Genomic DNA, 12,509 nt, shown 5'->3' with positions numbered 1-12,509 from the left:
GAAAAAATGTTGACAATTTAAAATAGAGCGTTTAATATAATAATTACTTATTCGTAAAAGTAAAAGTAGTTGTTGTAGCAGTCAGAAAACATGTGGTAGATGCGAACATGTACAATGCTATTTTGAATTGGGCGAATAATGTTTAACCAAATATAGATAAGAGAAGCAATTAAGGTGGCACCGCGAAATAATATCGTCCTTACGAATATTATTACGTGGTGCTTTTTTGATTGAATGAGTGAACAGTATTTACTGTTAATATAGGTGGCACCGCGCATTTTGCGTCCTTTTTTAGGATTCAAAGTGCGCGTTTTTTTATAAGGAGAGTGATGACAGTGTTATTAAATAATTATTGTGAGTTTAAATTTAAGCGATGGCGTCATCGTGATAAATCTAAATAATATTAAAAATAAGGAGATTATAATAATGAATATGAATACAATAAATAAGATTCAAACTGAAGCAGATCACAACGGATTTTTTGGAGAATATGGTGGTGCATTTGTACCTGAAGAATTAAAAGCGGCTATGACAGAATTAAAAGAAGTGTACAACGAATTAAAACATGATGAATCATTCCAAGAGGAATTTAATTATTATTTAAAAGAATACTCAAGTCGTGAAACACCACTGACATACGCTGAAAATTTAACGAGAACACTTGGCGGCGCTAAAATTTATTTAAAGCGTGAAGACTTAAACCATACAGGTGCTCATAAAATTAACAATGCGATTGGGCAAGCGTTAATTGCACAACGAATGGGTAAAAAACGACTCGTTGCTGAAACAGGTGCTGGACAACACGGAGTTGCAAGTGCAACTGTCGCTGCGATGTTCGATATGGAAATCGTAATCTTTATGGGTGCTGAAGATATGCGTAGACAACGTTTAAATGTCTTTAGAATGGAACTTCTTGGTGCAAAAGTTGTCGCTGTTGAAGAGGGGAATCGTACGTTAACTGAAGCAGTCGATGCTGCACTGGAATACTACGTTAAAAACGTCGATAACACACATTATTTACTCGGAAGTGCATTAGGCCCAGATCCATTCCCAACAATTGTCAGAGACTTCCAAAGCGTTATCGGTCGTGAAATTAAAACTCAAATATTAGAAAAAGAAAATAGATTACCAGATGCGATTGTTGCATGTATTGGTGGCGGATCAAACGCAATTGGCACAATGCACCCATTTATCCTCGATGAAACAGTTAAGTTGTACGGTGTAGAAGCTGCTGGTAAGGGATTTGAAACGAATCAACACTCAATGGCCATAAATAAAGGAAAAGTAAATATATTACATGGTACTAAAATGTATTTAACTGATGATGATGCATACAGTATATCCGCTGGATTAGATTATCCAGGAGCTGGACCTGAACATTGTTATTATCATGACATTGGACGTGTTTCATACGAATACGCAACAGATGAAGAAGCATTAAACGCACTCCAAGTACTATCTAAAATAGAAGGAATTATTCCTGCTTCAGAAAGCTCACATGCCGTCGCACATGCATTAAAACTAGCACCAACGATGAATCAAGACGAAATACTCGTCGTAACAATCTCCGGACGTGGCGACAAAGATATGGAACAAGTTATGGAATATTTAAATCAATAAACACTATAATACGTATCCTTATATATGCTATATTTGGATATGTATTTGTTTTTATATATAAAGTTTACATAACATATATTATAGGAAGTTATATGTATTGTAGGATACGAACAAGTACTCACTATCCTTTTTACGTTAACGTATCGAAAATTCGTTTATGCAAATTGCTTTATCGTTCATATAAATTATTTAATTTAATATAATGCTCTTTTGTGTAAACACAGTTATCGTTTCTTTAACGCAAATCTTCTAATCGTTCACATAATAACTCAGTCGTTTACACAAATTCAATTTGCGTAAAATTAACACAAATATCAGCATTTACCGTTCTATAATACAATAAAAAGATGAAAAACCTCGTGTCACCGAAGCTCTTCATCTTTTAAATGATATGATACATATCTCATGTTAGTCATATAGTTCTTCTTTTCGACGCTTATATTGACCAGAATCATATGCACGTTGTGCGATTTTACCTTCATTGTATTTCGTGTAGATGTACAATATCATTGCAATCCATATAAAAATGAACCCAATAAATTCGTCCATACTAAATGGTTCTTTAAAGACAAATATACCTAGAATAAAAATTAGCGTCGGATCGATATATAGTAAAAATGCCATTAGTGATAACGGCACTTGTTTTGCACTTGCACTGAATAATACTAACGGAACACTTGTTACAGCTCCTGCTAACAGTAACCAGTAAGTTGAACTGTTCATACCTATTGTTAAGCCGTAATTCACATGCATATAGATTAAGCCGGCAATTGCAAATGGTAGTAACGCAAGTGTTTCTAGCGTAATACTGCTAAGTGCATGTATGCTTAACGATGATTTTATTAAACTGTAAAATGCGAATGATAATCCGATAATAAATGCAATATACGGTACAGTACCTAGTTTTATGATCATATACATAATACCTATGACTGTAATTCCGATGGCTACCCACTCTACTAGCTTGTATCGATCTCGTAAAAATAAAAATGCTAATATAATCGTAATTAACGGCGTTAAGTAAAATCCGATACTCACTTCAACTGCGTGGCCAGAATTTACTCCGTATACGTACATTCCCCAGTTAATTGAGATAACGAAACCAGCGAGTATTACCGTAAAAATCTTACTTTTATTTTCTTTTAAATATTTTAAATCCTTCTTAAATTGAGACGTATGATTAAAAATTGGTATGATTAAAATCATAAATAAAAACGACATAATCGTTCGAACTAAAACGACTTCAATTGGATGAATATCTTCTAATAATGCCCAATATAAAGGCGTTAACCCCCATAATGTATATGCTAAAATCGCAGTTAAAATGCCATGTCTTTCAGTCATTCACTTCACCATCCATTATTAAATTTGTACATTTTAAAACCCCTTATATAGGTATATAAAGGGCCAACAAATAGCAAAGCTTTTTCGCTTTATTTATATAATATTTATATGTTCAATTGCATGAACTTAATTTTAATATAAACAATATGAATAAGCAATATGATAGAAGATTAAATTTTCTGTATTTTTTAGAAATACAATGTATAATAAGAATATAATTCGAAAACCGAAAGGAAGATAAAATATATGGCATTACCTTTAAGAAGCGAAGTAGATGTGAACTACACATGGAACTTAACGGATTTATGTAAAAATGACGAAGAAGCAAAAGAGAAATGTGTTGCTTTAAAAGAAGAAATTCAAGCATTTAATTCAAAGTTTGAAGGCAACTTAAATGACGTTGACACTGCAGTCGATGCAATTGATGCGTATCGTTCACTACTAGAGCAACTCGTAGTTGTTAGTACATATTCGAGTTTAAAACTATCGAGTGACCAAAGCGATGCTGAAGCACAAAAACTTTCTAGCGTTGTCGGTACGACGTCTACTCTATTTTCAACAGAGACATCATTTTTAACGAGTGATTTACTAAGTAAAGATGAAGACTTTTTAACTCAAATAAAAGAGAATAAAGAAGAATATACAGGTTATATCGATCACTTACTACGTTTTAAACCGTATCAACTCGATCCAAAAGTTGAAAAAGCACTTGCTAGTTTTAGTAATGTATTTAGTGGACCATACGAACTGTATTTAAAAACGAAATTACTCGATTTAGACTTCGGTTCGTTTACTGTGGACGGTAAAGAGTACCCACTTTCTTATTTATCATTTGAAGGTGAATTAGAATCACACCGTGACGAAGAAGTTCGTCGTACAGCATTTAGACAATTTAGCGACGTACTAAGAAAGTATGAGCATACGACGGCTGCGACATATGATTTACATTTGAAAAAAGAAAAAGCAGAAGCAGACTTACGTGGATTCGATTCAGTCATCGACTACCTACTCCATGATCAAGAAGTGCCACGTGAGTTATATGACCGTCAAATTGACACGATTATGAAAGATCTTGCGCCACATATGAGACGCTATGCTAAACTTTTACAAAAAGAAAACAATATCGAACATATGAAATTTGAAGACTTAAAAATTTCACTTGATCCTGATTCAGAACCAGAAATTACAATTGATGAGTCTCGTAAATATATACTCGACGGCTTAAGCGTTATGGGAGAAGACTATATAAACATGATCAACCGTTCATACGATGAACGCTGGATTGATTTTGTATCGAATAAAGGTAAATCAACAGGTGCATTTTGTTCGAGCCCATATGGTGTACACCCGTATATTTTAATTACATGGACGTCACTTATGGAAGAAGTATTCGTTCTTGCACATGAACTTGGTCACGCAGGGCACTTCTATAATGCAAATAGAGAAAACAATATTTTCGATACACGCCCTTCTCTATACTTTATAGAAGCACCATCAACATTAAACGAAATGTTAATGGCAAATCACTTATTAAAAACAAGTGATAACGATAAATTTAAGCGCTGGGTCATTAGTTCTATTATTTCTAGAACGTATTACCATAACTTTGTGACACACTTACTTGAAGCCGCATATCAGCGTGAAGTGTACAAAATGGTCGATAACTACGAAACAGTAACCGCTGCAGATTTAAATCGAATTAAACGTGAAGTACTAGAGGAATTCTGGGGTGATGATGTAGAAATCACTGAAGGTGCTGAACTTACATGGATGAGACAACCACACTACTATATGGGATTATATCCATACACGTATTCTGCAGGACTTACGATCTCAACAGAAGTATCTAAGCGAATTTTAAACGAAGGACAACCAGCAGTGGATGACTGGTTAGAAGTATTAAAACTCGGTGGTAAGAAAAATGCAGTAGAACTTGCAAAACATGCAGGTGTTGATATTACAACAAGTGAACCACTTGATAATACAATTAATTATATCGGTGAACTCATCGACGAATTAGAAAAATTATCATAATTACACTACCCCTTTAGACAAACTAAAGGGGTATTTGATTTCATCAACTAATTTTAATATAATTGACCTACTCAATTATATTAGGTGATGTTATGGATAATAAATTAAAAGAGACGATTTATGAATTTATACAATTTTATGAGATCCTTAATCACAGTCAGAACCCTACTAAAATTGGTTTAACAAAAGCTGAAATAGATGTAATTGACTATGTCGGTCAAAATGAGCAAGTCACAGCACGCCAAATCGAGAAAGCACTTCATATAGATAGAGGCTTTTTAAGTAGAACAATCAAAAGTCTTGTTAATAAACAGTTAATCGATCGTTTGCAGTCAAAACACGATAAGCGAAGTTTTGTTTTAAAGCTAACTAAAGATGGAGATGTAAAGAGAAAACAAATTGAAATAGAACAAGAACAGTCATTTACTGAAACGTTCAAACATCTATCCGAAGAGGAAAAAGAATTATTTAATGATGCATTATTAAAAGTCATTAAAATTTATAACAAAGAAGCATTAAATGTAGAGTCAGTAGAAAAGAAGAAAATAGATAATGATATAAAATCGTTTGATAAAGAGGATAAAGTGTGGCAAACGAGTGATGGTGCTACCCTACTCTATAAAAAACACGATGAATGGATGGCTGAATTGATACTTTCTGAAAATTTACTGAAGGAAGATGCGTTAAATGCAATTTTAAAAAATGTTATATCATATGCATATGATGACTATGCGAACCACTTATATGTCAATGTGCCTAAAGAAGCTAATTACGAGAGCGTATTAGAAAAACATGACTTTTTTGAAACAGAAAATCAAGATGATCATATTCGATATGACTTATTCTTATAAAAGTTAACATAATATTATTGGTGTAAACAAAAAGAGCGCTTATTCGCGCTCTTTTTTAATGTATGCGCCTTTTTTATCTTGAGTAATTTTACCATCTTTCATTAAGCTACCTAATGCGCGCTTAAAGCTCGCTTTAGACATGTTAAATATTGATTTAATATCTTCTGGCGATGATTTATCGTTATAGACCATCGATCCGCCATTAAGAAGTAAATACTCGTAAATTTCATCAGCATCGGTATCTATCTTTTTGTAAGCTTTTTCGATAAATGAACCGTTCATTTCGTTATGCTCATTAAATCCAATGACTCTTACTTTTACAGCTTCACCGAGTCTTGGCTCTTCTTTTCGTTCTGATTCATGGACGAATACTTTGTATCCATCGTCAGCTAATAAGAATGTACCAACCTTTAATAAGCGGTAAGGTCTTGCGTTTAACCATGTGTTACGGTGCGTTTTAAACGCTTCTTCATCAAACGGTTGTGACATCTCTCTTGCTTCTGTCTCTGTAATTAATCGACCGTATATTTGGTTGTCACTTTCTACACGTAAAGTTGCCATCACTTTATCGCCAGGTTTTGGCCAAACTTTTTTAAGTTTTGGTAAATCTTCATAAGGGATTAAAAAATCTTTCGGTGCGTCGATATCGATGTACACACCGTCATACGTCACTTCACTCACTGGTACGAAATCAAATTTGTCTCGAGTAATTTTTGGAATGACTGGAGAAGCGAATAACTCTCCACGCGTATTTGGATATATGAATACCGCAACGTCCTGTCCGACTTCATACTCCTCTTGTTGTAATGATTTGTTCATACGAATTACTTCATCGTCTTCAGTTTTAAAGTATAACGTTGACCCCTCTACTCTATCTAACGTTAAAAATTGAGTCGTTCCTGATAATCTCTTCATAAAATCTCCTAATCGTCGTTATAATATATTAATCATAGCATATGTATAGTATAATTACGTGTAATAATAATTAAGGAGAATGCACATGTTACAAGTTAGTGATGTGAGTTTACAATTTGGAGATAGAAAATTATTTGAAGATGTAAACATAAAATTTACACCGGGTAACTGTTATGGACTTATTGGTGCAAACGGTGCAGGTAAATCGACGTTTTTAAAGATCTTATCTGGAGAAATCGATTCTCAAACGGGTCACGTAACGATGGGACCAAATGAACGTATGGCGTTTTTAAAACAAGACCATTATCAGTACGAGGATGAGACAGTTTTAGACGTTGTATTAATGGGACACGAAGAGTTATGGCAAATTGCAGAAGAGAAAAATGCGATTTACATGAAACCAGACTTTAATGATGAAGATGGTATGCGGGCAGCTGAGCTCGAAGCGTTATATGGTGAAAAAGGTGGGTATACTGCAGATAGTGATGCTGAAAACTTATTGCACGGTTTAGGTATTGATCAGGATCTCGTTAATAAAAAGATGTCTGAACTAGAAAACAGCCAAAAAGTAAAAGTATTACTCGCACAAAGTTTATTTGGTAACCCAGACGTGTTACTGCTCGACGAGCCGACGAACGGTTTAGATATTAAAGCGATCCAGTGGTTAGAAGAGTTTTTAATCAACTTTGAAAACACTGTAATCGTCGTATCACACGACCGTAACTTCTTAAATAACGTCTGTACACATATCGCAGACTTAGATTACGGTAAAATTCAAATTTACGTTGGGAACTATGACTTCTGGTATCAGTCAAGTAAACTGGCTAAAGAGTTAATGCAAGAACAAAACAAGAAAAAAGAAGAACGTATCGCTGAGTTAAAAGAGTTTATTGCGAGATTTAGTGCAAACGCTGCAAAATCGAAACAAGCGACGAGTCGTAAAAAGATGCTCGAAAAAATTGAACTCGATGATATTAAACCGTCAAGCAGACGTTATCCATACGTTGGATTCACGCCAGAAAGAGAAATTGGGAACGATCTTTTACAAGTTAAAAATTTATCACACTCTATTGATGGAACTGAAATTTTAAAAGATGTAAACTTTACAATTAACCCGAACGACAAAGCGGTTATCGTTGGAGATAGTGAAATTCAAAAGACAGTTCTACTCGACATTTTAGCAGGCGTCATTGAACCTGACGAAGGTGAAGTCATTTGGGGTGTAACGACGACACAGACGTATATGCCTAAAGATAATAGTGAGTACTTTGAAGGCGTAGAATTATCACTCGTTGACTGGCTAAGACAATACGCACCTGAAGACGAACAAACAGAAACGTTTTTACGTGGTTTCTTAGGACGTATGTTATTTAGCGGTGAAGAAGCAAAAAAACACGCACACGTTCTTTCAGGTGGAGAAAAAGTACGAGCAATGCTGTCTAAAATGATGTTATCTAAAGCGAACGTTTTACTACTCGATGAACCGACAAACCACTTAGACTTAGAAAGTATTCAAGCGGTGAACGATGGTCTCATTAAGTTTAAAGGATCGGTTTTATTTACATCACATGACTTTGAATTCATCAACACGATCGCAAACCGAGTCATTGAACTAAACGAAGTCGGAGCAATGACTAAAGAAACATCTTACGAAGAATACTTAATTGACAAAGGTATTTTAAACAAATATTAAACAAAAGAACCTCTACCAGTTGGTAGAGGTTCAATTTATATTGAAAGCTATTAGTATTATAATTTAACTACGTTTGTCGCTTGTGGACCACGGTCGCCTTCAACGATTTCGAATTCAACTGCTTGGCCTTCTTCAAGAGATTTGTAACCTTCCTCTTGAATTGCTGAGAAGTGTACGAATACGTCATCTTCTCCTTCGATTTCGATAAAGCCAAAACCTTTTTCAGCGTTGAACCATTTTACGTTACCTTGTTTCATTTAAAAAATCCTCCAAAAATATGTTCAATATTCAAATAAATATCGACAGTCATATTATATATCAATGAAAGCGTTTGTGTAAAGACCTACTTAAAAAGTGTAACATTTATTTCATTTCTAATATCGTATCATTTTCTAACGCGATTAAAGAGTGATATATTTGTACATCATCATCACAATCTTCGCAGTATTGAATCTCACAACAATTAAAAAATGCTGGGATATGATACTTTCCGATTTTTACGGATGTATATTTGTCCTGTAATAATTGATAGATTTCATCATATTTTATTTTCATCGTTGGATAATCATTAAATATGAACGACTCTGTAACATCATCCCTCCACTCTTCAAATAACCACCAACCTTCATAATCGGCTGTAATTATGACTATTTCATACATATGAACACCCCATTTTAAGTCAATGTTCTAGTGAGTTTATTATAGTCCTATTATTCGCAAATTCAAGGACAAAGACTTATAATTATAGTAAGAGATAAATGAATGGAGAAGTTTTATGAAGGATTACCTCACACATTTGTACGGCGTGTTGATTGCGAGTCCTGTTGCGCTTATTACGTGGCTAATGTCGTTAATGGTGTTCGATTTAGCGACTTTAACGTCAGCGATCGCAACGAGTGTTGCTGCACTCTTAACGTATGTTACAACACAGCAATTTACGTTACAAAAGTATTTAAACGAACACGAGCTTGCACGCAGTGAATATAAATATATAAAACAAGAGTTAAAGGTCGCTAAGGGAAAACAGAAGCGGCTTTTAAATAGCTTTAAAAAGATTAGAAATTTAAATGATATTAAACTTATCTTTGATATAAATAGAGTCGTACGCGCGATTATGAAACGTGTAGAAAACGAACCTAAACTATTTTATAATGGTTTACAATTCTTTCACTCTAATTTAGATTCAGCGGTAAACATGGTCGAAATATATTTAGACTTATATCGTTTACCAGGTAAAACGAAAGAAGAAAAAATTGAACTCAATACGGCAAGGTTACGCCTACTCGATTTAAAACGAAATTTAGAACTCGATTTATCAGAAATAAACAAACGAGATTATGAGCGGCTTAAAATAGAGCGTGATGTATTAAAACGCACCGAAGGAAATAATAGAAAAAGACAGTTAGAAATGAAGGAAGATGAACGCCTTCCTGACTTTTCAAAAGTGATTCAAGAGAAAGAAAAAGCAGGTGAATATATTGACAGAAAGTAATAAAAAAGATGAATTATTAAACAACCCTTTTCAACCCGTTACGGAGTTACAAAAAGAAGAACACTCACAAAATGTGACAACAACATTTAAAGATGATGAATTTACAGCAGAAGAATTAAAACAGATAGAAACGATCAAAAATCAAATACAACCACTCGACAACGATGCACTCATTTCATATGGTGCGAACGCTCAATCCCAACTGTCACAGTTTTCTCACGATATGTTAAATCAAGTACAATCTAAAGAGATAGGACCTGTTGGAGACTCTTTAAAACAGTTGATGAGTAAATTAAAAGAAATTGATCCAGAACAATTAACGAAGCAAAATAAGAATGTATTTCAGCGTATGTTTGGTAAAGTCAATCGATCAGTAAATGAATTACTCGCTAAACATAAAGGTGTTGCGAGTCAAGTAGATAGAATTAGTGTACAACTGGAAAACTCAAAAGATTTACTCGTTAGAGATGTTCAATTATTAGACAATCTCTATGAAGAAAATAAAGCGTATTTTGAAGCGCTAAACATTTATATACGTGCTGCAGAGCTTAAAAAGAATGAAATTGAGACAGAAACACTACCTGAGTTAAGACAGCGCGCAACAGCGTCTAACAATCAAATGGCAACGCAAGATGTAAACGATATGATTCAGTACATGAATCGATTAGATAAACGTATTCACGATCTTAAATTATCTCGACAAATTACGTTACAATCTGCGCCACAAATTCGTATGATTCAAAATATTAACCAGTCACTCGCTGAAAAAATTCAAAGTTCGATTTTAACATCTATCCCACTGTGGAAAAACCAAATGGCGATTGCGTTAACACTATTAAACCAAGAATCGGCGTCAAAAGCACAAAAAGCTGTAACGGACACGACGAATGAATTGTTAAGTAAAAATAGTGAGATGTTAAAACAAAACGCACTCATGACAGCAGAAGAAAACGAACGTGGTATCGTAGATATCGAAACGCTTAAATACACGCAAGAAAACCTACTTGAGACGATTGAAGAAACGTTACGCATTCAAACAGAAGGTAAAGCAAAACGTCAAGCTGCTGAAAAAGAATTACTTCAAATGGAAGAAGAACTTAAAACTCGCCTATTAGATATAAAAGATAGATACAAATAAAAGGAAAGGAGTCCCCTCCTTTCCTTTTTTCTATTCGTATACAATTTTTTCTTGTTTTGAACCGAGTATATATCCGATGATATAACCGATAACTAATAATGGAATCCATTCAAACTGTGTAGAGAATAATGGTAAACTTTCTAATACTTGAAGCGGTAGCTTTTCTAATGCTGCTACTCCAAAATATTCTGATCGATACACGACTGCAAGAATTGAAACAACCGAAATTAGGTATACTGGAACTTGCATTGAAAGCTTTGGTGATGGTACAAAATACGTGATAATTACTAACGCTACGACAGTCATTGCGATTGGATATAAGATCATAAGTACTGGAACTGACCCTTGGATAATTGTACTTAAACCTTGGTTAGCAAGTACTAATGATACGAGTGTCCAAATTGCTGCCCATGCTTTATAACTTAATTTAGGGATTAATTTATTGAAATACTCTGCAACTGCTACGATTAATCCGACACAAGTTGTTAAACAAGCAAGGAATACAATCGTTGCTAGTATAAATACTCCAAATCCTCCAAGAACATCTTCAGCTACAAACGTTAAAATATAAGTTCCTAAGTTTTGACCTTCAGGTAATGCTCCAGGTAAAGCAACTCTGTTACCAATCCATGCGAGTGATACATAAATCACTCCAAGTAATGATGCGGCAATGAGTGCAGATTTAATTGTTCCATTAAGTAAATCTTTTTTATCTGTGAATCCGAGTCCACGTATTGCATTTATAACGATTAAACTAAATACAAGTGCTGCAATTGCATCCATCGTTAAATAACCTTCTGTAAATCCTACTGAAAAGGCGTTCTTTTCTAAAAATGCACCAGCCGTTGGATTTGGCGTTAAACCTAAGTAGCTCACAATACCCATAACGACTAATAAAATAATAGTAATTAATAAAATAGGTGTTAATGCCTTACCAATAGTATCTACCAGATATCCTGGCTTTAAAACAATTAAGAAAACAATAACAAAATATAACACCGAGAAGATGAGTAAACTTAATGAGCTTGTACCACTTAAGTATGGTAATACTGACATTTCATACGCAGTTGTTGCCGTTCTCGGAATCGCAAAGAATGGTCCAATTGTTAAAAAGATAGCGACCATAAATACGACTGAGAACCACTTACTTATATGATTAAGTGACTCATCGTACCCACCTTTTGAAATGGCACCTGCAATTACTGCAATGAGTGGTAACCCTACTCCAGTAATTACAAATCCTAATATTCCAATCCAAAAGTGATCGCCGCTTTCATGTCCGATTGACGGTGGGAAAATTAAGTTTCCGGCCCCGAAGAACATCGCGAACAGCATGAATCCTACGACAAATACATATTTAGTATTCATTTCTAAACCTCCAAAAAATTAATTTATCTTTTTGCATAAACAACATATTACATG

At 34.3% G+C, this 12,509-nt stretch carries 11 protein-coding genes; 6 read left to right on the top strand and 5 right to left on the bottom strand.

All coding sequences use genetic code 11. The annotated features are described in order from the left end of the window. Positions 1-441 precede the first annotated feature (441 nt). Positions 442-1,620 carry a tryptophan synthase subunit beta gene (gene trpB, locus HMPREF2767_RS04500; protein ID WP_148129003.1) on the top strand — a complete coding sequence of 393 codons (1,179 nt, stop codon included), beginning with the start codon at positions 442-444 and terminating at the stop codon, positions 1,618-1,620. A gap of 408 nt (positions 1,621-2,028) precedes the next feature. On the opposite strand, the gene rarD is transcribed toward trpB, so the two are convergent. Further along, positions 2,029-2,964 carry an EamA family transporter RarD gene (gene rarD, locus HMPREF2767_RS04495; protein ID WP_070622740.1) on the bottom strand — a complete coding sequence of 312 codons (936 nt, stop codon included), beginning with the start codon at positions 2,962-2,964 and terminating at the stop codon, positions 2,029-2,031. 246 nt (positions 2,965-3,210) lie between these two features. Between rarD and pepF the strand changes: the two genes are divergently transcribed. After that, positions 3,211-4,998 carry an oligoendopeptidase F gene (gene pepF / locus HMPREF2767_RS04490; protein ID WP_070622739.1) on the top strand — a complete coding sequence of 596 codons (1,788 nt, stop codon included), beginning with the start codon at positions 3,211-3,213 and terminating at the stop codon, positions 4,996-4,998. A gap of 92 nt (positions 4,999-5,090) precedes the next feature. Then, positions 5,091-5,849, top strand: coding sequence for a MarR family winged helix-turn-helix transcriptional regulator (locus tag HMPREF2767_RS04485; RefSeq protein ID WP_070456606.1), 759 nt, complete (start codon positions 5,091-5,093; stop codon positions 5,847-5,849). Between the two features lie 39 nt (positions 5,850-5,888). On the opposite strand, the gene HMPREF2767_RS04480 is transcribed toward HMPREF2767_RS04485, so the two are convergent. Further along, entirely contained in the window at positions 5,889-6,764 is an 876-nt protein-coding gene (locus HMPREF2767_RS04480) for a CvfB family protein (protein ID WP_070456600.1), read from the bottom strand. A gap of 85 nt (positions 6,765-6,849) precedes the next feature. Between HMPREF2767_RS04480 and HMPREF2767_RS04475 the strand changes: the two genes are divergently transcribed. Beyond that, positions 6,850-8,457 (top strand): ABC-F family ATP-binding cassette domain-containing protein, encoded by a 1,608-nt coding sequence (locus HMPREF2767_RS04475; RefSeq protein ID WP_070622738.1) that lies wholly within the window; start codon positions 6,850-6,852, stop codon positions 8,455-8,457. A gap of 56 nt (positions 8,458-8,513) precedes the next feature. On the opposite strand, the gene HMPREF2767_RS04470 is transcribed toward HMPREF2767_RS04475, so the two are convergent. Beyond that, the gene (locus tag HMPREF2767_RS04470; RefSeq protein ID WP_040928095.1) at positions 8,514-8,714 is read right to left on the bottom strand and encodes a cold-shock protein; all 201 of its coding nucleotides are present in this window, start codon (positions 8,712-8,714) and stop codon (positions 8,514-8,516) included. Positions 8,715-8,820: 106 nt separating this feature from the next. Next, on the bottom strand, positions 8,821-9,117 hold the full coding sequence (locus HMPREF2767_RS04465; protein ID WP_068130041.1) for a DUF1033 family protein: 297 nt from the start codon (positions 9,115-9,117) through the stop codon (positions 8,821-8,823). Between the two features lie 115 nt (positions 9,118-9,232). On the opposite strand from HMPREF2767_RS04465, the gene HMPREF2767_RS04460 reads away from it, so the two are divergent. Continuing rightward, positions 9,233-9,949 carry a 5-bromo-4-chloroindolyl phosphate hydrolysis family protein gene (locus tag HMPREF2767_RS04460; protein ID WP_070456591.1) on the top strand — a complete coding sequence of 239 codons (717 nt, stop codon included), beginning with the start codon at positions 9,233-9,235 and terminating at the stop codon, positions 9,947-9,949. Further along, a complete protein-coding gene (locus HMPREF2767_RS04455; RefSeq protein WP_070456588.1) occupies positions 9,936-11,087 on the top strand; it encodes a toxic anion resistance protein in 1,152 nt (383 codons plus the stop codon). Before HMPREF2767_RS04460 ends, HMPREF2767_RS04455 begins: the two co-directional genes overlap by 14 nt. A 30-nt stretch (positions 11,088-11,117) precedes the next feature. Here the strand turns inward: HMPREF2767_RS04455 and brnQ are convergent, their stop codons facing one another. Then, positions 11,118-12,455, bottom strand: coding sequence for a branched-chain amino acid transport system II carrier protein (brnQ, locus tag HMPREF2767_RS04450; RefSeq protein ID WP_070456585.1), 1,338 nt, complete (start codon positions 12,453-12,455; stop codon positions 11,118-11,120). Positions 12,456-12,509: the final 54 nt, after the last annotated feature.

The sequence above is a fragment of the Nosocomiicoccus sp. HMSC067E10 genome, from assembly GCF_001810835.1.
Lineage (GTDB): Bacteria > Bacillota > Bacilli > Staphylococcales > Salinicoccaceae > Nosocomiicoccus > Nosocomiicoccus ampullae_A.
The sequence above is the reverse complement of the archived record's forward strand: the minus strand, read 5'-3'. Positions and strand labels throughout refer to the sequence as shown.